Origin of the sequence: Pseudomonas sp. R4-35-07 (genome assembly GCF_003852235.1) — a bacterium.
Lineage (GTDB): Bacteria > Pseudomonadota > Gammaproteobacteria > Pseudomonadales > Pseudomonadaceae > Aquipseudomonas.
This window is the reverse complement of sequence record NZ_CP027732.1, coordinates 3,748,632-3,773,723: the sequence shown is the minus strand read 5'-3', so window position 1 is coordinate 3,773,723 and position 25,092 is coordinate 3,748,632. Positions and strand designations below refer to the sequence as shown.

The following is a 25,092-nucleotide window of genomic DNA, read 5'->3' as shown; positions in this document are numbered from 1 at the left end:
AAGACAGGACACCGTTTCTCTCTTACGATGAGGGATAGTCAAACGACTATGTTTATGACTAACAGAAATGACAAAAGTGGTGAGCTTTTGGGCCAGGAGCGGCGTCGCCGCTGGAATCGATGCTTGAGCTTCGCCTTGGAACCGAAAATCGAAAAATGCCGAACGCGTGAATGACAGTAGATCGCTGCCAGCCGACTATCGTGGCTAGCATCAATGTGTCTTCGTATTTAATACGATACCTTTTGGCAGAAACGTGCAGGTACAACTGAAATGGCTAAAGGTCGCTGATGCAATCACCACACAAATCCAACCCGCGTATTCAGCGTACCTTCCGCAATCTATCTCAGGAGGAGATCGCCGACATTGAGCAGGCATCACTGCTGTCGCGATTGGGGTGGGCGAAAGATGTTGGCTGGGAAACGTTGCTTGAATCGCAGCGTGTTCTGATTGTTTCAGAAGCCGGCGCCGGAAAGACCTATGAGTGTCGAGCACAGCAGCAGGCATTGTGGGAGAAAGGCGAGCCTGCGTTCTTTCTGGAGCTATCGCAGCTCGCAACAGCCAATCTACCGGACTTACTGTCGCTAGAAGAGGAGGAGCGGCTTGAGGCTTGGCAGGCTGCTCAATCAGAAATTGCCACGTTTTTTCTGGATTCGATTGATGAGTTGAAACTGACCCTCGGTTCTTTTGAGGTTGCTCTCAAGCGCTTGGGTAAGGCCATTGGCAGTCAGCTCGGAAGGGTTCAGATTGTTATAACAACCCGACCGGTCGCTGTGGATCAGAAACTGATCCAGCGATATTTACCAGTCCCTGATCAGGTTGAACTGGTATCGAGCGGAGATAATTTCGCAGACATCGCGACGGGCCGTTTGCGGCGTGATTCCGCCAAGAAGGAGGACGTGGCTCCTGTATGGCGTAACGTCGCATTGATGCCGTTGTCCGACCAGCAGATTCGTGAGATGGCGGTAATTGAGGGGGTCAACGATGCCGATGTCCTACTTGCGGACATTCGTAAGCGGAACGCGGAGGATTTTGCACGCCGACCGCAGGACCTTGTCGAGCTTTGCTCTGATTGGCGCGAGCACCGCCGCATTCGCACCCATCGAGAGCAGGTGGAGCAAAATATCCGCATCAAACTCAAGCCTCGTACCGATCGTGGTGAGCCCGCGCAACTCTCACCCGACAAGGCATTGGAGGGAGCAAGCCGGCTTGCGCTCGCTGCTCTGCTTACCCGGAAGTTGACCATACGCCTCAGTGTGGAGGCAGATCGTGGCGGGGAGCCTGGTGGGGCGCTAGAACCCGAAGTGCTACTACATGACTGGACTCCGCAGGAGCGGGAGACATTGCTGGAGCGAGCGCTGTTCGGTTTTGCGAGCTACGGTCGAGTCCGGTTCCATCACCGCTCGGTGCTCGAATTTCTTGCGGCACAGTATCTTGACCGTCGATTGAGCCAGGGAATGCCAATCAAGGCGGTCAAGCGACTGCTCTTCGCTGAGACTCAACAGAACTATAAGGTAGTCCGGCCGACAATGCGTCCGGTCGCGGCATGGCTAGCTGCATCACAGCCAACTATTTTTTCCGAAGTTCGTGATCGCGAGCCCAACGTATTGCTGGACCACGCTGACCCCGAATCGCTCACACTTTCTCAGCGCTTAGACGCATTGCGATCCTATGTGAGGCTTTACGGACCTGGAGGATGGCGTGGGCTGCAAGCTCCGCAGGTGCAGATCCATCGTTTTGCTTCACCTGACTTGGAAGGACAAGTTTTACAGCTGTGGGGGGAGGGTATTGAGAATCCCGAGATCCGTGAGCTGTTGCTCGATCTAATTGGTGCAGGGCCGATGCCAGCATGTGCGGATATTGCTCATACAGTCGCAATCGATGGATTGGCTACGGACGGTGAGCGTCTTGATGCGATTACGGCACTCGCTCGTCTTGGTGACTCTCGGGTCGAGTTACTCACACAGTCGATGGAGGAGGCACAGGCACTCTGGCCCGACTCCGTGGTGCGTGGTGCGGTCGTCAGATTGTTTCCTCTATTTTTTACACCTGATCGACTCTGTGGGATTTTGAGGGGGCTCTCGGAGTCATCAAGTACGGGGCACGAGCTAGGATGGCCGCTACCGTACAGTATTGCAGAGCTTGAATTCGCTCCAGGCTATCTGGAGACGCTGCGCGAGGGGCTGACCAACTTGGTCACCGAGGATTTGGCTTGGGTGAGTGAGTGGCCACATCTCGTCAGTAAACGCTCCCAATTGCTCTCAGCGCTCGCAGCGGTTTGCTTAAGACTTATTCGTGGGGACGAGTGTCGGCTAGAAGTCCTTCGCTCATCTACGATCGCATTGCGGCTCCTGCCCGATGATCATACCCACGACGAGCCGCTGAAGAACCTACGCAAAGCACTTTCGGAACTGAACTCAATACAGCGCGAGGCAATTTTCTGGTCTGATGATGCGTTCAATGAAAGTCTGCACCCGCGAGCTGACTCTTGGGCGCGATTTTGCCAGGCTTCATTCCGCGGTCCCATCCAATTAAATTACGAACAAGATGCTGCGTGGGTGCGACGCATTTTGGCTGATGCTGATCGCCCGTTGTCGGAGCGTGCAATGATGCTCCATGCCTCGATGCGTGGTATCTGGGACGGTGTCGGCGATTCTCGTGATCATATCGAAGGCCTCAAGCAGTATGTTCTCGATAAGCCTGTGCTGATCGCCCTGATAGATCAGTATCTCGCTCCACCGGAAATCGATCCGGAAATGGTCAAGCTAGAGGCTCGAATAGATCATCAGCGCAGAGCAAGCGAAGAGCGCCAAGCAACTCAGCATGCGGACTGGGTGGCATTCTGGTGTGAGGTTGTTGAGCACCCCGAGGAAGCTTTTACACCCGATCGCGAAGGAAATACCGCTTGGAATTTGTGGCAGGCGATGCAGCGCTCTGGAAACGAAAGCCGTGCATCCGGTTGGGATCGTCGTTTTCTTGAGGCGCATTTTGGCAAAACGACCGCCGACCGGCTACGTACCAGCATGCGCGCTATTTGGCGCGGCGATCATCCAACGCTTCGCTACGAGAGACCCGCGGAGCAAAAGGGGACATTTCTTATTAGGTGGCAGCTCGGGCTGGCCGCGATTGCCGCCGAAGCTGAAGACCCTGACTGGGCGCGGAACCTTTCCGTAGTTGAGGCTAAACTGGCCGCGCGCTACGCTCGAGTTGAGTGCAACGGTTTTCCAGCATGGCTCGAATCCCTGGCGCGGGAGTTTCCTGACGCGGTCGAACAGACGCTAGGTCCCGATTTGACCGCTGAACTCAATGAAGTCGCTAAGACAAATTCGTTTGCCATGTTACTTCAGGATGTGAGTTATGCCTCGGACATCGTGGCGCAATTGTTTGTGCCTCGATTACTACGCTGGCTTGATGCTTATGTCGATAATCCTTGTCGTGACGAAGACGAGGCCGCTGCGTTAGGTCGACTTGAGCGGGTACTAAAAATTCTCCTTCAGCACGGCGGCGGCGAAACGCGTGGCAAGATTCACACTTTGGCTGCGAAACAGCTGAGCGTTGCCGACAACGGTCCCTTTACTCAGGTTTGGCTCACTACATTGATGCGTCTCGATCCAGGAGCAGGGGCCGACGCCTTGGAGCTATTACTGGCACTGCATGAGCCCATGCCAACTGGTATCGCTATCAATGCCTTCAGTACTTTGTTTGGGGACCGCTTCGCGAGTCTGCGCGTCGATCTAAGTACATCTGGCTTCACCCCCCAGTTGCTCCTGCGGTTACTCCGACTTGCATATCAGCATGTTCGTCCCTCCGACGACATTACTCATGAGGGTACCTTTTCACCAGGTCCTCGAGACGATGCGCAAAACGCAAGAAACGCGCTCCTCACTGCAATTCTTGACACTCAAGGTGCTGAAGCTTGGATGGTCAAAATCGAGATGCTCGCAGATCCACTTTTCGCTCATTTTCGTGACCGCCTCGCATTGCTTGCTCGCGAAAAGGCGGCTGAAGAAGTTGATGGAGCCGTGCTCACCGAGTCAGAGGTGGCGACACTCAATAGCTACGGTGAGGCACCGCCGACCACGCGCGATGACATGTTCGCCGTTCTTGTCGACCGCTTCGAAGACCTCGATGATTTGCTGCTTCAGGATGTTACGCCACGAGATGCTTGGGTTTTGATCAGTGAAGAGAAAGTAATGCGCCGGGAAATTGCTCGGGAACTACGAAACGCGTCCAATCATGTCTACACGGTCGACCAAGAAGCGGCTACCGCTGACGAGAAGGAGACGGATATTCGAATGCGGGCAATATCGGGGCAGCAGGCTACGGTTGAACTCAAACTTGGCGAAAATTGGTCAGGACGTGTACTGCGTGACACGATAAAAAACCAGCTTGTTACTCGATACATGGCGGCTGAGTGCTGCCGTTCGGGCTGTCTACTCGTGACTGTTGTGAGCGAACGTAGATGGGAGCATCCGGAAACTGGAGAATTAATTGGCATTGAGGGGCTGCGAGAACTGCTTGAATTCGAAGCTTCTAGAGTTGTCAGCGAGATGGGCAACAGTCTCCGGTTACTGATTAAGGTGCTTGACCTTCGACCGCGTCTCTCAGCCGGCTCTAGAGGATTGGTTTCTTAATGGGTAAATTTCAGTGAAGACGCTTCCAACGGGTCCGTTTCGGCTGTGAGGCGATCTAAGTTCATGCAACGATGTTGTCGACGGGAAAGGGGTGTTCCATCTGTTTTGAGACTCGACATGTTTACACTGCAGTCGTTGGAGGCGCCCCTTTTTTTGTGCGTAGTTGACCCTGCCCTCGTTCTGTGACGCGTGGAGTACAAATGCGCTCCATCTGGGTTACCTGGTATTTTCAGTTTCCAGGTTCTTAGGTGATTCAGACAAAGCTACGAGCTATGCTAATGTGCCATCACATGAACGGTATGGAGAATCGTGATGGGCTGGAAAGGGACTGTACGTTCGCTGCAAGCGTCTGCGCGGAGATCAGAGCGCAACGCTCATCGCCGGCAGCGTGAGCTCGAAAAGCAACAGAAAGAGTACGCAAAGATGGAAGCGCTGGAGCAAGCAGCGTATGAAGTCGATGTGTACGAAAATCACATAGATATCCTCCTTTCGATGCACAAGGAGTGTGCCGAGCCTGTGAAATGGAAACGGCTTCTCTCCAACCCCGAACCTAGACAGCCACTGAAGAGCGGTACACTTGAGCAAGAAGCCACGCATGCGGCCGCTACATATCGCCCCAATTTCTGGGCTCGCCTTTTCAAGCTAGAGGCTCGTCAACGCGCAGTCCTGCTCGGCAAGATTGGCACCGCACAGGCGGAAGATGAAAGGCAGTATCAGGCTCAGCTTGATGAATGGAAGACTGCCAATACCGAGTGGGCAGAGGAGCGGGACATTGCGATCCGTATCCTTGATGGTGACCGTCAAGCCAAGCTCGATGCCATCGAAGCTTTCGAGTCGTTTGCAGAAATCTCGCACCTCGGCTCAGCCATTCAGATGATTGTTCATGAAGGTGGTGTCCTAGAAGCAAGACTCGCTATCCATGGCTCCGACGTGATTCCGACTGAAATCAAATCTCTACTCAAAAGCGGCAAGCTGTCGACTAAAGCTATGCCTGCTGGGCGGTTCAACGAGCTTCACCAGGACTACGTGTGCAGCTGCGCTCTGCGAGTAGGTCGAGAGTTGTTGGCAATCCTGCCGGATGACCTAGTCATCGTCACCGCTCTGGACAATGTGCTCAACAGCTCGACAGGTCATATGGAGGAGCAGCCAATTCTGAGTGCTGCGTTCTCTAGGCCAACTGTTGACGGACTTAACCTCGAAACCATCGACCCGTCTGATGCGATGAAGAATTTCGTCCATAACATGAGCTTCAAGAAGGGCGCTGGATTCTCGGCCGTTGCCGCCCTTGATGCTCAGCGTTTCGCCGTAACCGTGTAACTGAATCGCATGCGCAGTCGGTGGCCGACTATGAAGAGTTGTTGCCGTGGAACTGCGCACCAGAGATGTCACGGTAAACACGAAACGCTCCTGGCGGTAGGTGTACTTCGTGGATCGCATACCCACGGTCGGTGACCGCACAGCAGTGTCCCGCCTGCTACCAGCAAAGTAGCGAGCGGGGAGTGCTGAGTTATTTTGGTCAAGAGCGCGGTGCCATCTTTGATCCGGTTGGCACAAGCGTTTAAGAAAGGCAGCGATTTTTCTCACGTGTTTCCGCGATGTATGAGCACGCTTGCTGAGTGAAAAGATCAGTGCAGTGAATCATCGAATACTCGTCCAGTTCATGCACGAAAAGTCGGGCGTTATCCTCAGGGCTGCGATTGGCTATAAACATATCTATTTCCCCATCGGAAATAAACGCCAAATCGGTGCGCTCGACGATCTCGTCCCGGCTAGTGGTGTGGCGAAATCTTACAGACTCTAGATAAACAATATTATCGCGGTGGACGATTTTGATCGAGTGAAAAGCAGGATCCAGATAAGTCGGGTACTTGCGCTTCAAGTCCGGAAGAATTTCCACGCCGCTGTTAGAGCCCACCTGAGGCACGCGGAAGTTCAGTGCCTCCTCCATCAGTCCTCGAATGGCCTCGCGAATGGGGAGTTGGAAGAACTCTCGGTTGGGTTTGTATTGGTAGTCCAGGTAACGTTGCTTCATCAGGATTTCTACCTGCCGGCAGTCGGTGACAAGTTCATCGTAGACGACCTCAAAATTATCAGGTACCCAAGTTCCTTTTCCCTCCCTCGCCCGTTGTTTGGATGAGCGTGTTGACTGGCCGATTTTAACCAGTCCGGGCATGCTGGGATTGATGATCAAGTAAACGAAACCTGCGCTCATTGTTGGGGTTCCTTGAGCTACGTAATGAATCAATCGTTGTATGGGGCGCGCTCTGCGTGTGCTTTTTGAACGGCAGAGTGCTCAACCCACCTCAACGCCTACGTGAAATAAAAATGACCCGGAGCAAAACTCAAGGGGCATTTCTCGTTATGTTGGCGCTAGTGATTTCGTCGGGTGTAGTGGGCCAGCGTTAGGTTTGAGAATAAATCGTGGAGAGAAAAGTCTTTTTCCTGGAACGGTTGCTCAAGCGTTTCAATCAGTGATTGTGGTGCGACCTGTAAGCCTTTACTGCGCTTTGACGATACATCGAGATCATCGAGAAACCCCGGATCGCAGTACACCACGATCCCATGATGAATAGCATCCTTGAGCACCCGCTTGTCAATCAGGTCGCAAAGTGACAGCAGGGCGGCCTGGATATTCACGACCACCGTGGAGTTTTCAGCCCTTCTGGTTAGCAGGGATTGGGTGATCAAGTTATAGCTTTTTTTGTTACCCGCCCGATACGCGATCAAGGCTAAGCTAGCCTTTTCAAGGAGCGACTCTTTAGCCTCAATTTTCATAAGGAAATTGGAGGTCCCAAGTTTCGATTGATACCCCATGAGTTGTCGCGTTGATGCGTAATCCACGATTTTCGAGGCAAGGAAGGGATTGTCGGTTTGAAGCACAAAGAACTCTTCGTCACCAGACGGTTTGAGTTCGACCTTCAAATAACTGTCGATCGCAAAATTCGAGGCAGGCGTGATGTAGAACAACTTGTGGTAACGGCCTTCGGATTGAAATTGATCAAGTTCGCAATCCGAGTGAGAAAAGACGCCATCCATTAGACTTTTGAAATGCTCATGGTGTTCACCATCATGCTGCCGTGTCTGGTTGTTGATGTTGATCCATTCAATACACACAGGCTGCTTGCCGAGCGTCACCAGAGTGGTGTCGTTGTCCCACTCTGAGTCAAACGCGACTGAAGTACTGTTGAGCACAGGGAGATTGGCAGGAGCGGTACAGGGTACGCCGAGCACTAGGTAACACCCTAGTGGAAGAGCATAGGGCACAAAATATTGGTCACTCTCACCATAACGGCTTTCGTCACGCCATACGTTCAAGGCATTGTCGAACCATCGTTGGTGAATGCGCATGGCCTCATCCAAATGTTCCTCAGGCAATATCAGCTCGACGTCATATTCATCGTCATCCGCTGTACGGTCAAAGGCCTCCAGATAGTCGCAGGTTGCCTTGTACCAACCCATCGGGTCGGACCAAATGATTTTGATATTCTCGTTGTAGGGCTCGGCTATTTTTGCGAGAGGTTGGTAGTGCTCTCCGAGATCGTAATATTCTGGAAGGTAGACGCGAGTCGCAATGAGTTTGATATAAGTGTCATTGATTCTCGTATAAGCATGAATAACAGCGGCAGGATCGGGGCCGATGTGACTTGGCTGCCAGGCACTGGCCTCTATCTTCGTAGCAATATCACTGAGCGATACTGGTACTTGGGATATAACAAAGACGTACCTGAGTATTTCGTACAAACCGGCCAAATTGGTGTTTGTCAAAATGCGGCGGCTGAGCCCCTTCGCCAGCTCACGTATGTTGTTGGCAAAATAAGCTTGTGCCGCGTCCACGTGCGGTAAAGCCGCAAGGATCAATGATTCGTCGTGTGGGGAAGGTGACTCCAGTCGGGCGTTTAAATCCGCCCAGCTCGCGCAACCGTAAGGCCCTGAAGCGAGTATCTCTTTGGCGGTAGTTAGCGGGACGGCAAGTTTCTCGCTAAGACGTTTGGATTGACGAACGATGTTTTCACGAAGATAGGAGGTTTTCAGCAATGCCATGGTGATTTCCGTTGCTCTCGAAGAGCTACACCGGAGACGCCCACCCACATTCCCCGGTGCCCGAAACAGGAGCGGCCAGAGGCTTCTATAGATACATGGTTGATATCCACTTAGCTGCGGCCTCTAGGGCCCTTGGGGTGGGCAGCGCGCCGACCATGAGCGGCGCTGGTGACTGAGCTTATCGCGAAACGTAAATGAATCGCAAGGCAGACCCTGCCACAAGTGCATTTCCTTCGATCACAAGCATTCCAGTTGTATGAAATTCAGTATTGGCGGTTCGATTTTTGGCAGGGTGTTTTGAAAGGATAACCGATCGGTAACCCTATTCACTCCACCAGTTATTCTCGGTTGGATCATAGCTTGAGCTGGTGCTCCCCCTACTTTTCCCCCCACAAAAACGTCGGCTCTTGATGGACGTTACTGGACTCTCGTAGAGCAGAACACCGCTGGAGCTCAAGTAAATACTCGCTTGGAAAAATCCAGAGTAAAATTTTGGAAGCTTTCAAGAAGTATGAAAAAGGAGATGGGGTGCTAGGGGTCGAGTGTTCGAATCACTCCGTCCCGACCATATATTTCAAAGGGTCGCGAGATTTTATCTCGCGACCCTTTTTTATTTTTATTAGTTTTCACCCCTGCAAAACCGCTAGCTCTAGGTGGAATCTTAGCTGGCGCATAAATTCTGGAGAGGCATGAGAACAGGGCGCAGGAAGTACCACTCGAGGTTCACCCAAGGCCCTACCGTTATCTGTGAATCAATCAGCCGCGCAAAGAACAGGTGGCCGATGCACTGAATAGCACCTCGGATACTTTGCACCTGGGATTAGGTCTGTTTCACGGTCGCGCATGCGTCAATGCTTCGCAGTGCCCCACAGTAGGGGTTCAATTTGGCGATAATCTGATGAATCAGGTTGCTGACTTCAAACAATGGCGATTCAGTGATCAGATACTTCACGAATACGTGACGTATCTGGTTTTGTTAGCCACTAGAATGCCATTGATGAATGAGAACTGTAGGTAGCTAAATGGATCTAGCCGCCCATCCTCGCCCAGAATTCTTCGGCAGATTGACTGAGTGGCGCTATCGGACGGGTCAGATGAATGTCCAAGGGGATATCCCAGCTTTCGTCGAGTGCTCTGACTAAGCGGCCATCCAGTATTTCTTGCTCGGTGAGACTTTTGGGCAACCATGCAACTCCTTTGCTTTCCAGTGCCATGGACATCAGAACTGCCGCGAGGTGGCTGCTGAAAAGTGGTTTGAGGTGAAGGTAATCTTCCTTGCCACGCAGTCGGTGAGCGACTATGCGCCCCAATCCTGACTCATGGCTGTAAGCCAGATATGGCAATGCCGCTGGGGAGGTGCCGAAGTTGGCAGAAGCACTCGCCAAAGGAACGAGAACGTCCTCTCCAACTTTCTTACCCATGAACTGGTCAGGAGCCAGTAAGGGGGGAACGTCGGGATGGCGGTGGCAGAGCAGAAACTGAACCTGTCCATGTATTAGCATTTGCTCACAGACAGCCATACTATCCGAGTGCAATTGCACAGCCTCGATTGGGGCGCCGTTTTCTGCACTTCGAAGCCACCTTGGAAAAAATGTAAACGACAAGGAGTGGGTTGCAGCGAATTGCAGCGATTTAGCGGCCATTCCCGCCACTTCTTGAGCCTCGTTGCGCATTCTGTACAAGCGCCTGGCGGCCTCCTGAGCACTTGGCAGAATTTGCCTCCCTGCTTCGGTCAAGGTCGCACCTTGAGGCGTGCGAACGAACAGCTGTACCCCCATCCAATTCTCTAATGAGCGCACTCTGCGACTGAATGCTGGCTGCGTAACATGCCGTGCTTCAGCCGCCCTAACAAAGCTGCCGTATTCCGCAAGCGCTGAAAAATCCTCAAGCCAAACGAGTTCCAAGGGCAATGCCTCCTGTGCATAGGGCGCGGCATTAATAGCATTGGGCGGGTGTCATCGCAAAGCATAACGTGTGGCCACAAACAACAAGAGGAACCCGTTATGCGTATCGTAGACATCCGCGAAAAAACTGTTTCTATTGCCTCCCCAATTGCCAACGCCTATATCGATTTCTCCAAAATGACTTGCTCGGTCGTCGCTGTTGTCACGGATGTAATTCGCGATGGTAAACCTGTCATCGGCTACGGTTTCAACTCCAACGGTCGCTATGGTCAAGGTGCTTTGATGCGTGATCGCTTCCTGGCGCGTATCACCGAAGCTGATCCAGACACGCTCGTCGATCATGAAAACAACAACCTGGATCCGTTTGCCATCTGGAAAGCCCTGATGACCAACGAAAAGCCTGGAGGTCACGGTGAGCGCTCAGTAGCAGTTGGCACTATCGACATGGCTGTATGGGATGCCGTCGCCAAGATCGAAGGCAAACCTCTCTATCGCCTGCTGGCTGATCGTTACCGTAACGGCGTGGCCGATGACAAGGTCTGGGTCTACGCAGCAGGTGGCTACTACTATCCAGGCAAAGACCAGACCAAACTCAAAGCAGAAATGCAGAGCTACCTGGATCGTGGCTACGACGTTGTCAAAATGAAGATCGGTGCGGTGCCACTGGACGAAGATATCCGTCGCATCGAAGCGGTACTCGAGGTGGTTGGGGACGGTCGTCGACTGGCGGTCGATGCCAACGGTCGTTTCGATCTTCAGACCGGTATTGCTTACGCGCAAGCCATCAAGAAGTACAACCTCTTCTGGTACGAGGAAATCGGCGATCCGCTCGATTACGCACTTCAGGCTGAGCTTGCCAATCACTATGAGCTGCCTATGGCGACCGGGGAAAACCTGTTCTCCCACCAGGATGCTCGTAACCTTCTGCGCCACGGCGGCATGCGCCCTGATCGCGACTTTCTTCAGTTCGACTGCGCGCTGTCCTATGGGCTCGTGGAGTACATGCGCACCCTGAAAGTGATGGAAGAAATGGGCTGGTCTTCCCGCCGCGTAGTTCCGCACGGTGGCCACCAGATGTCCCTGAACATCGCAGCCGGTCTGCACCTGGGTGGCAACGAATCTTACCCCGACGTGTTCCAGCCTTTCGGCGGCTTTGCCGACGGAATCAAGGTGGAAAATGGTTATGTCGGCCTGCCGGATATTCCAGGTGTTGGTTTCGAAGCCAAGTCCGCCTTGTACGCAGTCATGCGCGAGTTAGGCGAAGGCTGATCAACCCCGATCTGCGGTTCCTTTTAAAGGGGCCGCAGACTCAGGCGTCATCCACTGACGCCAAACCACATGCCCATCACAAAAATAAAATGAGGTGCTACCGTGGAAATGTCCAAGTCCCGCTGGTACAGCCAGCTGTATGTGCAGGTGCTGATCGGTATCGTCATCGGCGCTGCAATTGGTCACTTTGAACCGCAATTCGGAGCCAGGCTTCAACCTTTTGCGGATGGCTTTATCAAACTCATCAAAATGCTGTTGGCGCCGATTATTTTCGGTACTGTCGTGGTGGGTATCGCCAAGATGGGCAGCATCAAGGAGGTCGGGCGGATCGGCGTCAAGGCGCTGCTCTACTTTGAAATCCTTTCAACCATTGCGCTGGTCATCGGCCTTATTGTGGTCAATGTCGTAAAGCCAGGCGCCGGGATGAATATCAACGCTACCACGCTTGATGCCAGCGCTATCGCCAAGTACAGCCAAGCCGCCAGTGAACAGGGCGGCACTATCGATTTCTTTCTCAACATCATCCCGAGCACCTTCATTGGCGCATTCTCCAATGGCGTCATGCTTCAGGTCATTCTGATTTCGGTATTGATGGGCATTGCCCTCGTTCAAATGGGCGAAACCAGCAAACCGCTGATCAATACCATCGACTTGTTTCTGCAAGGGCTGTTCAAGATCGTCGCAATGGTGATGCGCCTGGCTCCCCTTGGTGCCGGCGCCGGGATGGCGTTCACTATAGGCAAGTACGGCATTGGTACCTTGCTGTCACTCGGCCAGTTGCTGGTCGCGCTCTACATCACTACCTTGATTTTTATCGTGGTCGTACTGGGGGCGGTTGCCAGATGGTCGGGCATGCCGCTGATGCAATTTCTGCGTTATTTCAAAGATGAAATTCTCATCACGCTTGGCACCTGCTCAACCGAGGCTGTGCTTCCGCGAATGATGGTGAAACTTGAAAAGCTCGGCTGCAAGAAGTCAGTGGTGGGCATGGTGCTACCCACTGGATATGCCTTCAATGCAGATGGCACCTGCATCTACCTCACCATGGCGGCGATTTTTATCGCACAGGCCACCAATACGCCCCTGACGTTTATGGATCAGATGATTCTGCTGGGTGTCTTCCTGCTGACCTCAAAAGGCTCCGCTGGCGTAGCGGGTGCCGGGTTCATAACCCTTGCGGCAACGCTAACAACCATCCACTCCATTCCGTTGGTAGGCCTTGTCCTGCTTTTGGGCATCGACCGATTCCTCAACGAAGCGCGAGCCGTGACTAACCTGATCGGCAACGGTATCGGCACCCTCGCCATTGCCAAATGGGACAACTCCTTTGACGCCGAAGCCTGCGAGCGTGAGATTGCCGCAATGAAACACGAAAAGACGGCCAGGAAGGCATTGCTGGCGCAGAAATAGCCTGCAAAGAGAGCCGGTCAGCTCGCCTTAGAAACGGATATGACCGGTAGTGCCTTGCAGGTTTCGTTCAACTCGAATGAGAAAAATAAATTACTTGTAAGAACTTGGTGGAGCCAAAAATGATTGAGCGATCACATCATGAACTGCGCGAGGCGTTTGGTGATTTACTCCAGGGAACCATCTGCAAATTTGCTGCTTCCGTGTTCGATCCTATCTCGGTTCGTATGGCATACGACCTTGGCTTTGAGGTTGCCATTCAAGGTGGCTCCGTCGCCTCGCTTCAAGTGCTCGGAGCTCCGGACATTTCTCTGATCACGCTTGATGAATATGTCGAGCAGGTTTCCAGAGTCGGTCGGGCCAGCCAGATCCCAATCATTGGGGATGCTGATCATGGGTTTGGTAACGCACTCAATGTAATGCGAACAGTGACCGAGCTGCAGAAAGCCGGTGTTGCTGCCCTGACGCTGGAAGACACCCACCTACCGGCCAGATACGACGAGCAGTCGCACGTACTTATTGAAATGGAAGAAGCCGCAAGCAAGATTTACGCTGCGCGGTTTGCCCGTTCAGATGATGCCCTCAGCATCATCGCCCGTACGAATGCGGCCGTTACCACTTTGGAAAACTCCATTGCACGCACCACGGCCTATCAAAAGGCTGGGGCTGACGCGATTTGCCTTGTCGGAGTAAAGGACTTCCAACATTTGGAGGCACTCACCTCGCATCTTTGCGTGCCGATCATGCTGATCAATTATGGAAACCCGGCACTGAGCGATGTTGAGAAACTGAGCGCAGCCAATGTGAGGATCGTGGTCAATGGGCATGCTCCATTTTTGGCCGCTATCAAAGCGAGTTACGAGGCGCTGCGCGAACAAAGCGGCACAGAGGGAAGCGAGCTTTCGCTTCCTGATCTGCTTTCTAAATACACACTCTCGGACAATTACTGTGAGTGGGCGAAAACCTATTTGAAGTCAGGACACGACTTCGGCTAAAAAACTTTTGATGCATTGATACAACTGGATTCGACCGCATCCGTTCAACGGAGGGCTGGCGCCAGCTCGGGCCGAAGAAAGACTGAACGTCGTGTCCGGGATTAGTTGACCACTACAAGTGGATTGATTTGAACTGCTGATTCCACTAGGTGCCGAAACAGCTACCACCCAGAGGATATAGCGATGACTGAAGAAAAGAAGAAAGAGCCCGAGCAGGAAACCCCAGCGCACTCCACTGAGCAAGAGCGTGAGCGCTTGAAGGACTTCAACAAAGACGGCATTCCGCCTGGCGCTTGCTGATCTGTTCGCCACTTGACCCAATAGGCAGGACGTTCTAGCTGGATGGACTCGACGCCAGGTTCATGACCATCTCGTTGCTCCGCTGAAAGCGACCTGCCTGGTCAGCAGCATTTTCGCCTCATAGACCTCCTTGTTCCGGGGGAACCTTGTTGGCCGATATCCAAAGATTTTCGATGCTCAGCAACGGCGGCTGGTTGTCTGAGGGCAATGCTCCCTGGGCCAGTTGGGCCGGATCGTCGGCGCTGAATGCGCGCAGGGTCAGGTCGATCCGGGCGTTGCCCTGGACCGTGGCTTTTTCGGCCAGGCGCCAGCGATCGATGGCCTGGCTGAATGTGCTGATGAAGGCGGGCGGGGTATTCAGCGAAGTGCTCACCGGCAACATCAGCGCGGCCGGCAGCACGGTGCGCGCGACGACTCCCTGCCCGGCGATGTCGTAGCTGTAGCGCCCCTCCATGCCCACCTGGACCGTAGTGCCGTTGCTGCCTGAACCCAGGGCGGCAAAAAACACATTCAAGTAATCCTCCAGACTCGCCTTCGCCACTGGCAGGCTGTCCAGGGAAAAGCTGTCCTGGATGATGTGGGGGCTGATGCTGTCGACAAAACGCACGACCGGTGTGGAGAAGCGGAACAGCGGGTTGGTGTGCAAGGTGCCGATCTGCGCGGCGGGGAACAGGATGCGGTTGCGCTCCACCGACAGCGAAGCCCACGCGTCCTGATGATCGAACACGTTGAGGGCCGGCAGGCTGGTACAGCGCTCGTTGACCAGCAGCGCTTGCGCATAATCGAGCCATTCTGCCGGTACCACATTCTTGAGGCGATAACGGTAGGCGACCGCCCCGGGGATGTCCGGATCGATGACATTCACCGCCTCGTACTGCGTCGGATCTATTTCCACCCGTGGCGCCGGCAGGCTGACCTCGCCCCATTGCGCCAGGGTGGCGCTGATTCGGCCGGTACCTGGATCGTAGCTGGCCGCCACATCGTTGATGGTCATGTCCAGCAGCAGGGTCTGGGCCGCCTCTTGCCCGTCGACCATCACCCAAGTGAGCACCTGGCTGAAGGCGCAGGTCAGGGCTTGGGGGGGCACAAACGCGGTTTTACTGCGGATCGGACTGGCCCAGGCATGGTAGGCATCGGTGACCTCCTGGACGATGTACACGAAGGCCGCCACTGCATGCTGGGCCGCAGCGATTTGCACTTCGGTCGGCTGGCTGACATTGATCCCGGTGAGGTTCTGCTGCATGGCCACTTCGATGCTCGGGTAAACAGTGACGAACTGGGCCAATGCCGCGACCAGGCTTTTACCGGTGCTGCGCAACGCGCCGTTGGTTGTCGGGGTGTTCAGGGCTATGGCGACGTTGAGGCTGTCCTGGGCGGCACCCCGGACCAGGGAGTCAAAGGCATAAGTCCACTTGCTCAGGTCCGAAGCACTTTGCGCCGGCTGTGCCCAGGCTGTCGCCGTCTGGCGCTGGACCGTCGGTGGTTCAGGCAAGGATCGCAGCAGCACCGGCAGGTTCATGGTCTGCCCTCCGGCCAAGGGGATCAGCAATGGCCCGCTGATCAATGAGATCCAGTTCGACTGGGTGTAGCCGCTGATCCCCGGGACGCTGCGCATGTCGTGTTCCAGGTGACTGACCTGCAACGCCAGTTCCAGTGGTACATAGCTCCTTGCTGCCTCGTTGCGGGAATTGAACACAAACGCAAGGGCGCTTTCGCCAACCGAAGCCTGCAAGCGAATGCGGCCGCTGCCGAAGGCGTAGTTGTCGTTCCCTGTGCCGGGCGTTGACTGACTGGAACCCGAAACGGTCGGCTGGCCGTACAGCGACAACGTTTGGTCGGTCGCGCTGCCTTGCACGCAGAAGCCGACGATAGCGGTGGTGCTGTAGGCCGAGTACAGCTGGTTGAGCAGGGCCTGGCGCAGTTTTTCAGCCGCTGCGGCCCGGGTTGCCCCGTCTTGCGGACCTGCCGATAGCACCGGTTCCAGGGTGGACGCGATATCGTCAGCCAGCACCTGTTTGGCGCTGAGGATTTTGCCGAGATAACCGTCCTTGAGCGGGTCCTTGCTGCCCAGCAGGGTGTCGAGCAGGAACACCGAGGGGGCATAGGTGGGTGACAGGAAGCCGTCGATGGCCTTGAGGGCGGTTTCGAACCAGAGGTTCTGATCGACGCCCGTGAGGTTGAGTGTCGCCAGGTCATCGCCAGGGAACGGCTGGTCCGGCCGGTAGGTGGGGTAGATCTGCACGCTGTCGGAGGTCAGGCTGTTAGCGATCGGCCGGGCTGCGAAGTAGCCTGGGACCGGATCGATGCGGTAGCGAATACCTGCCGCGCCGTCCTGCTCGGCGAAACGGACGGCCCATAGCGTCTGGCTGCGTCCGTCCGGCGTGCTGCCGGGGTCTGCGGTGCCGCTGCCGACCCGTGTCAGCCAGGCGCCGGGGCGCAGGAACAGCGCCTCGAAGGCTGCGGCGAACACGCTATATCCACTGGTGCTGGCGGTCACTGGATCGGGAACCGGCAGCAGCGTACTGGTCACCGCCACGCCGCCTGCCAGGCCGGCGACATCCGGCGCCACCAGGGTCGAGACCCGCCGCAGGCTGAGGGTCAGGCTCAGGGGCAGGATCGAGCCGGGCGCGAGGTTATCGATATCCACTGCCAGGCACAGGCGCACGGTAGCGGGTGGTGCTGCAGCGGCGCCCTGGGTCAATTGCCCGAGGTACAGAATCACCCCGTTGATGTAGTCCAGCAACGGCTGCGACTGGCTGATGTCAAGCTGGCTCAGCGGCTGGGCGAACAGGCTGTTGACCAGTTCCACGCTGACCGCGCGGCCGTTGCACCAGGGCAGGTTCAAGTCCTGGTAGGTCTGGTTCAGTTGGTAGTAGATCAGGTTGAACATCTCCAGATCCTTACCGGCCTGGACCTTGATGTCGCCGCCGCCGGCCGGGTCGTAGCTGGAGGTGTCGAGGCTCAGGTGGATAACCAGTTGCACGCCGCCGGCAGCGGCTTCATAGGTGTAGAAGGCGCGGGTGTTGGGCCAGGCCGACAGGGCGATCAGGCGATCGTTGTAGCGCAACGGCAGCGGAGGATGGTTGAGGCTGCCACTGTAGCCGGGCGGCGGCTGCTGGAAGGGCGTCACGGTGATGTTGCCAAAGATGTCCAGCCAGGAGAGGTTCACCTGGGCGAAGCTGCCCACACCTCGATAGGGGTTGTCGGAGGCGGACGGCAGGCCTGGGTCCACCGGCTGCGGGGCGGCATTGCTGGTGGCGCGGCGGGCCAGGCCGAGGGTTTGCTGATAGAAGTACTGGCTGTCCTCGGCCAGAGCGTTGAGGGCCTCGCGTCGGCTCTGCGGGTTGCGCATGGCTCGACGATGGATTTGCGCCTCAAGTTCATCCGCCCCAATGTCCGGCCGCTGTGGCCCGAAGGGCAGGGCCAGGTCGCTGGCGCTGTACCAGGGCGAGCCATCGATGCCTGCACTCAGCACCGAGTAAAGGTTGTACAGGTAGGCACTGGCATAACCGTCCGGGTCCACGCTCGGGGAATCCACCGGTGGCGGGTTGTCACGCAGGACACTGAAAGCGGCATTGCCTTGGTTGAACACCGCTTGCAAATCGAAGGTCCGGGTATTCAGCGTCAACGCACTGCCGCTGGCCAGCAGCCCGACTACCCGCTCGGCGCCGACCGCCAGTGCATCGAGATCGAGTCCGTAGTAGTCGGCCAGGGACCGCAGGCTGTTACCCGGTGCAAGGCTGCCGTCAACAACATAGACCAGTGCCGGGATGAACAGCGCCACGGTGCTGGCGGCGCTGACGCCGGGGTTGAGGGCCGCGATCTGCGCTGCACTGACCGGTTGCAGTGCCCCCACCGAGTAGTAGCGGGCCAGATTGTCGAGGATTGCCGCAGGCACGCCATTGCCTGCGCTGGAGTCGGCCGGTGTCACCAAGTGAATGATGCCGTCTATCGGTACTTGTGCGTTCGTGGTCAGGGTCGCGCCCGGATTGAGTTCGGCAATGCGGCCGGAGCCTATACCGTAGAACGTCGCCAGGCTTTCCAGGCTGTCACTGGCGCGGGTCGGCTGGCTGACACCGGCGGTGCTGGCCGAGCGCAGGGCCATGTGGCTGCCTTGCTGGATCACCGTATCGGTGGTGGCAAAGGCATTGATGAAGTTGCACAGGCGGCCTAGCAGGGCACCCCGTGGATAGGTCATTACCAGGGTCAGGGTCGCCGTGCCACTGTCGTCGAAAATCCCATCGGGCAACCCGCTGGCGGCGATCACGTCGTAATAGCTCAAGTAGTAGCCGCCCGAACGGACGGTAGACAGTTCCCAGAGCAGTTTTACCACTTCCTGGGGAGGATTGAGGATGCCACGCGGCCCCGCGTCGTCGGCTGTGCGCGGGGTCATCAAGTCGGGTGGCGGGTTGGTTTCGGTCGACAGGTTGGTCTGCGTCAGGAACGCGAGGAAGTCGCTCTGTGCCTGACTCAGCAGGTTGCTGGCCTTGGCATTGCCCTGGGGCATCAGCAGGAACTGGCCGCTGATGATTGACGTACCCAGCTCGCTCACCGCGCCCAACAGGCGCTCCAGTAATTGCGCATCGGTGGCCGAAGGGCCGAGCAGTTGGTAGGTATACGCCAGGCTGCTGCCATCGCTGGCAATGACGCCGGGCTGGGCCTGGGGCAGCCGCTTGATGGTGAAGTCAACCCGGGTCGCGTAGCTGTAGGAGGCTATTTCGCGGCGCGTGGTTTCGAGGGTCGCGGGGTCGGTTGAAACTTCCCAGGGGGTGAAGGCCGGCAGGTAGGGCAGTTGCTGCGAGAGATCAGGCAGTTGCGGGGCGAGACAGCCCACCCGCTGGTTGCTCAGCCGGACCAGGCCATCCGGCAGGGACCAGAGTATCGGTTGCACGCTGGGCGCCTCTTCGGTTGAGGCTCGCAGGTTCGGCTGGCAGAGGTCACGCAACTGCTGCAGGTCAGCGGTCGACCACAGGGAGATGCTTTTAACCGCATAGTCTTTCGGGCTGCGGGCAACGGTCGGCAGCAGGCTGATGCTCGGTGCCGGCTGGAACTTGCGGTTTTGCGCGTAGGCCAGCACCACGCAAAGGTTGCTGTAGGCCTCGTTCAGGTTCATTGAGCCGCTGCTGCCGCCGGCGATCGTTACGAACGACAAGTCGACACCATGGCTGCTGGCGTCCCGGCTCAGGCTGATGGGGAAGTCAGTCCCGGGCATCTGGTCGGTTGGCGTGGGGAACTGCTGGCCGGTCAGTTGATAGAGACCATAGGCGCTCTGGTTGTTTGGGTAGAGAAATTGCGCGCCGAGGCTCAGGCCGCCCATGCCCGCCGGGTTCGACGGCAGGCGCAGGCCATAGGCCAAAAAGCGCGAAAGCATGCCGGCCAATTGGGCCAGTTGATCGGTGCCCACCACCACGGCCCACAGGTCTTGGGTAAAGAGGCTATTGAGGGCTGTCAGGGTGATCTGTTGCGTGGCAAATAGCGGCCCGACACTGACGTTGCCGGACAGCGGATCGCTGAACAGGGCCATGGCACTCACGCCAAAGCGTGCGCCGCTGCTGTTCAGGCTGTCGCCGGCGGCGGTCTGGTACGCCAGGCTCGGCAGCAGCAACGGTTGGCCCGGCAACAGCAGGTCGGCCATGATGTACAGCGCGCTGTCCATGGCCAGTGCGGGCAGGTCGATTCCCAGGGCCCTGGCCAGGCTGTTGAACGTTTCTCCGGGGCCCGTGGTGTATTGGTGAATGTCGTTGCCCACCATCAGGCTGATGAGTTGACCGGCGGCAATCACCGTCGAGTTGCCGTTGGCCAGGATCAAACCCGCCGCAGTGGTCGTCCAACGGGCTGGCACGGCGCTGTCGGACCAGGCCCGTGCGACGCTTGCCAGGGTGTCGCTGCTTTGCAGGGTATAGGCGGGCAGAGGGATGTTCAGAGTCAGCCCACCGGTCAAGGCGACTTCGGCATTGGGCCGGACAATATCGTCGAGGGTCAGGCTGTTGCCACGTGCTTCATTGGTCCATTGCAGAATCTGCTCGATGGAGTTGCCGTTGGCCGTGGCATAGGCGTAGTCGTCAAAGGCATTGAGGGCGACCTGCAACAGTTGCCGGCCGATGACCATGAAGGCATCGGTAAAAATCACGGCGGCCATCGATTCGTTGGCATCGTCTGCAGCGCGCAGCGGCGGCGCGCTGCGCTCATCCTTGGCCGTGACAACGGCCGCCAGTTCCTTGAATAACTGCGCGACGTTGCTGCGATAGGTGCTGTTGGTGCCCACGTACTGGAGAAAGTCCAGGGTCGCGCTGCCGGCGTTCGCCAGGGGGACGTCCAGGGACAGGCCGTCGAAGACCGGGAACAGCACCGAGCCGGCCTCCAGCACCTGCTTGATCTGCGCCTGGTTGGCAGCGTCGGGCAAGGTGATGCTGACGTCGAAGGACGACAGGAACGTCAACAACTCGCTGATGCCGAACGGCGGGTTGGCCAGGTCGGCAAGGCGTTCGATATCCACCTCCAGCAGGGCCTTGTCCACCAACGTGCCGAGGATGTCGGCCAGGGTGTCCTGCTCGCTTCTGGCTGAGCCCAGGGTGCCGATCAGCCACGGCAGGTAATCGGCGCACAAGCGCTCGAAACTACTGGAGCCAACCGCCTGCCGTGTGTGTTGAGTCGGGGACGGTGCGTCCATGGTCAACAGGAACACGAAAGCACCTTGCTGGCCGCTGTAGCTGTTCACGCCTTCGTTGCACATCACGGTGAATTGCGGCGTCGCGTACAGGTTCAATGCCGGCTTGGTTGCACTGCGCGGCACCGACATTGCCTTGGGTGTGACGGCCCGTCGCTGGCCGGCGAGCTGCAGATGCCGAGCCTGGCGAGCCAGCAGCGCGGTCGGCTCGGCCCAGGGAGCCGGGCCGCTGTTGAGGGCATTGATCTCAAAGCGCGCCGAGACGTCGGCATGGAATGAAAAGCTGATGCTGAAACTGAACAATCCCAGGTCGATCTTGACCTTGACGCTGACTTCCACCGTGGCTCGGGCCGCGATAGGAATTGACATGTAGCTCTCGTACGTCAGCGAAAGCGACAGGGTAATGCGCACGTTGACCGCCGCCGAAATAATCGCGAAGTCGATGCTGCCGTAGAGCAGGCCGATGACCCCGACTGTGCCCTGGATCTTGAAGTAGTAGTCGTCCTGCACACTGCCGTTGGCCGTGACCAGCGCGGTGGACGGGCGATAGGCGTGAAAAGCGGCGATAGTGCCCTCCAGGATGCCGAATACCGTCAGCGCGAAGCCGGCCTTGAGCGGCCCCTTGACGAAGTTGTAGCCCAGGCCCAGTTGCAGGCCCAGGCCGAAGACAATCACCGGGTCGAAAGTGCCCTGGGTGGTCTTCGGTACCTGGGTCGCGGTGACCGACGAGAGCTTGCCCAGGTAGAAACCACCGGCACCCAGCACTGGCACGCCGTAGACGATCGCGCTAATCGAGAACGAGCGGCTGAAGTCGAGATTGTAGGGGAAGCCGATGTCGATGAAAAAATCGCCATTGGTATAGATCTTCACTCCGATCTCCGGCAGCACGATCGATACCGCACCGAAGTTCAGGTTGCGGATGCTGTCGGGAAAGGTCCATTCGATCTGGTAGACGCCCACATCGTCGGTGATTTTCTTGTAGAGGATGTCGAGCACCAGATTACCCAGCGCCTTGGCCTTCTCTCCGGCAAGGGCCAGGCGCAGGCCGTAGAGGTTGGGGTCGTTGAATACCAGCATCAGGTCGACGGTCCAGTCCTTGCCGGTCTTGAGCAGCAACAGTTGCCCGGCGATCAGCCAGTCGCTGTTGCGGTTGTAGTACGGCGTGCCCTTGGTACCGCTGTCGCCAGGGTTCAGCGGGTTGCTGGAGCCGGTGGTTGAAGGCACCGCTTTCAAGGCGTCGATCACCGCTTTGGTATTAGCGAAGCTGTCGTAGCCACTGATGGCCACGCGTTGGCCAAGTACCAGCAACGGTAGGCTGAAATAGTCCGTACCTTGGCCCGGAACCGAAGGCAGCTTGTCCACGGGCTGACCTTTCTGGGGATCCAGCAGGTTGCTCCAGTCCTGTTGTTCCTCGGGATTGTTGCCTTTGAACACAGAGGAACCGTCGATGCCCAGGGTGATTTTGTCGACGCCGTCGACCTTCTTGCGTTCGAACACCAGACCGTCGATGCTCATGAAGCCCAGGTCGATCTTGCTCGCCAGGGTGTATTTGGCGGCGATGGTCGGCGTGCTGCCGTTGCTGGTTTCCAGGCTGATGACCAGCGACAGGCCGTCGAGGGAAACCTGGTTGAGCACGTCCCAGGGTGAGTCGAGCGTGAAGTAGGGGTCGCCCAGGGACTGCATGAGTTTCTGGATCAGACGCCCCAGGCTCCAGTTTTTCAGGGTGAAGGTCAGGGTTTTCTTGTCGACCTGATAAATCGCCGTCAAGCCTTCCCAGGACAGGCTCAATTGGGCATTGCTGCCCTGATTGTCGGGCGCAAAGCTATAGCCCAGCAGCACGCTGTCGTTGAGGAAGCTGAAATCCCACAGCGTAGTGGCGCTGCCACTGTACTGCTGCTGGGCGGGTTTGCTGGCGTCGTAGCTCAGGCTCAGGGTGGCCAGGGTGTCGACGCTGAAGGCCTGGCCCAGGTTGAAGGTCCAGCGCAGGCTACCGGCGACGGTGTAGCGGTCGATCGGCGTGGCACCGGTGGCAAGAGTGGCGTCCACCTCAAGCGTGTCGACCAGCAGGGTGCCGGGCAGGAAGTCGGGGAATGTGAAGGCGCCACCGAAGCTGAGGAATTGGCTGACCAGCTGTTGCACATCCACCGGTTGCGCCAGCCGTGCGGCGACGGTCCAGGTGGCTGGGGACTCGGTGCCGTCATAGTCGATGCTGGCGTTGGCGAAATACGGCCCGATGCCGACCAGTCCGCCGATGCCTGCCTGGTAAGTGGTGACCGGCGCGGTATTGGCGACACCGCTGGCACTGGTGGGGGTGGTGGCCTTGATATAAAGCTGACCGTCGGTGACCGAGAGTATCGGCAGGCCGTCGAGCGTGAACAGGTTCAGGTCCAGTTCGAAGCCGGCGTTGAAGGCGTAGCTCTTGGCGCCCACGTCAAGGCTCAGGCCTACGTCGGACAGCGAGGCATCGACGAAGCTTTTGGGAATGCGGATCAAACCCAGGGTGAGCGTGGCAATCAGGTCGTTGAGATTGGCGGTACCGTCGAAACGTGCAAGCAACTGGAGGTCGGAATTGAATTGGACGAAGAACAGGCCGTTTTCGCCGGTGGTCTTGCCCTTGAACACCTCGGGCAACAACAGGAACTGGGTCTGGAACAGAAAACTATAGGCACTGCCCTGGGGAAGATAGTTGATGCCCCATACCAACTCGAAATCGGTGACGCCGAAAACCAACTGGTTGGTCGGGTCCTGCAAGGGGACCCAAGGGTGCTCGACATTGATCACCGTCGGGTCTGCGCCCAAGGTCACGCTGGCGCTGCTCAGGGCCAGGCTGGGGCTGGTGGTGCCGCTGAGGCTGAGGCTGCGCAGGCCGATCCCGGAGAGGAACTGCTGCAAGACCGGTGGCGTTCCCGTGAAAAAACTGCCTTTGTTGTCCAGCAGGTCGATGACCGTGGCCGGGGTCAACAGCGCGCTGCCGTCGTCGCTGTGACCGAGGTAGAAATTGAACGCGTTGCCATTGTTGATCTGGGCCAGGGCGCGCATCTGGTAGTCGATGGATTGACCGCGCTGGTCCGTCAGGCTCAGGTCGAGGCCCAGATACAGGCTGACCTGCTGGTCGTAGAAGGCTTGCGCCGGGTCGTCGCCGTCCTGCAGTTCCGGTGGGCCGATGATCAACCCGAAAACCGGCGCATCGACACTCAGGTACAACAGTTTCAGGCCGCTGTCCGCGCCGAGGAAAGGCGCCTGCAGGGTCGTGGTCGGCATGAAGATATCGATCCCGTCGACCTTGGCGAAATCCATGCTGCCGCTGAAGGGCAGGGCCAGGGTTGGAAAGCCTAGGCCCTGCACCACCGCGACCGCATTGCTGAGCTGGGCGGGCGGCGTCAGGTTGGCGGCAAAACCCTGGCAGGGACCCAGATTGTCATTGAAGGTGAACACCGCGTTGCTGATCACGGCCCACTTGAAGGGAATCCCGGTGGCAAAACTCGACAGATCGGACCAGCTCCAACTGGCCGGCGTGGTGACGATCTCCAGGCTCAGGGCCTGCGCGCCGTCGATGCCGCTCAGGCCGAAGGTCAGCACCAGCCCCTGCTGCACGTCCTGTTGCAGAAACCGCGCACTGACGCCCGTGACCTTGAACGTCTGGCTGGTCGGGTTCAGCGGTTGCACGCTTTGCGCGGTCAGGCTGATCGACAACCCGGCGACAGACGATTGGAAGGCCGCATTGAGGTCGCTGTCCAGATTGTCGGAAACGCTGACGCCGGCATCCGCCAGGCCTGCGATCAGGTAGTCACGGGTGAGGAGGATCGGGGCGCCGGCATCGCGAGTCAGTGCCGCGGCGAGGTTGCTCAGTGGATTGTTGGCCATCTGTCTTCTCCTTG

The 25,092-nt window shown here is 57.2% G+C and carries 9 protein-coding genes; 5 read left to right on the top strand and 4 right to left on the bottom strand.

Annotated elements, in window-relative coordinates:
• The first annotated feature begins 287 nt into the window (after window positions 1-287).
• Window positions 288-4,631, top strand: coding sequence for an ATP-binding protein (locus C4J89_RS17115; protein ID WP_124415115.1), 4,344 nt, complete (start codon window positions 288-290; stop codon window positions 4,629-4,631).
• Window positions 4,632-5,054: 423 nt separating this feature from the next.
• Entirely contained in the window at window positions 5,055-5,948 is an 894-nt protein-coding gene (locus C4J89_RS17110) for a hypothetical protein (protein ID WP_256681749.1), read from the top strand.
• A 241-nt stretch (window positions 5,949-6,189) separates the two neighbouring features.
• Here the strand turns inward: C4J89_RS17110 and C4J89_RS17105 are convergent, their stop codons facing one another.
• The 3 genes from C4J89_RS17105 to C4J89_RS17095 all read right to left on the bottom strand — a co-directional run bounded on the left by C4J89_RS17105 (window position 6,190) and on the right by C4J89_RS17095 (window position 10,576).
• The gene (locus C4J89_RS17105; protein ID WP_124415114.1) at window positions 6,190-6,843 is read right to left on the bottom strand and encodes a GIY-YIG nuclease family protein; all 654 of its coding nucleotides are present in this window, start codon (window positions 6,841-6,843) and stop codon (window positions 6,190-6,192) included.
• Window positions 6,844-7,001: 158 nt separating this feature from the next.
• Entirely contained in the window at window positions 7,002-8,672 is a 1,671-nt protein-coding gene (locus tag C4J89_RS17100; RefSeq protein ID WP_124415113.1) for a hypothetical protein, read from the bottom strand.
• Between the two features lie 1,028 nt (window positions 8,673-9,700).
• On the bottom strand, window positions 9,701-10,576 hold the full coding sequence (locus C4J89_RS17095) for a LysR family transcriptional regulator (RefSeq protein WP_124415112.1): 876 nt from the start codon (window positions 10,574-10,576) through the stop codon (window positions 9,701-9,703).
• A 99-nt stretch (window positions 10,577-10,675) separates the two neighbouring features.
• Between C4J89_RS17095 and C4J89_RS17090 the strand changes: the two genes are divergently transcribed.
• The 3 genes from C4J89_RS17090 to C4J89_RS17080 all read left to right on the top strand — a co-directional run bounded on the left by C4J89_RS17090 (window position 10,676) and on the right by C4J89_RS17080 (window position 14,247).
• The gene (locus C4J89_RS17090; protein WP_124363494.1) at window positions 10,676-11,845 is read left to right on the top strand and encodes a mandelate racemase/muconate lactonizing enzyme family protein; all 1,170 of its coding nucleotides are present in this window, start codon (window positions 10,676-10,678) and stop codon (window positions 11,843-11,845) included.
• Window positions 11,846-11,947: 102 nt separating this feature from the next.
• The gene (gene dctA / locus C4J89_RS17085; protein WP_124363493.1) at window positions 11,948-13,255 is read left to right on the top strand and encodes a C4-dicarboxylate transporter DctA; all 1,308 of its coding nucleotides are present in this window, start codon (window positions 11,948-11,950) and stop codon (window positions 13,253-13,255) included.
• A 119-nt stretch (window positions 13,256-13,374) separates the two neighbouring features.
• The gene (locus C4J89_RS17080; RefSeq protein ID WP_124415111.1) at window positions 13,375-14,247 is read left to right on the top strand and encodes an oxaloacetate decarboxylase; all 873 of its coding nucleotides are present in this window, start codon (window positions 13,375-13,377) and stop codon (window positions 14,245-14,247) included.
• A 418-nt stretch (window positions 14,248-14,665) separates the two neighbouring features.
• Here C4J89_RS17080 and C4J89_RS17065 read toward each other — a convergent pair whose 3' ends face one another.
• Window positions 14,666-25,078 (bottom strand): peptidoglycan-binding protein, encoded by a 10,413-nt coding sequence (locus tag C4J89_RS17065; RefSeq protein WP_124415109.1) that lies wholly within the window; start codon window positions 25,076-25,078, stop codon window positions 14,666-14,668.
• Between the last annotated feature and the right edge of the window lie 14 nt (window positions 25,079-25,092).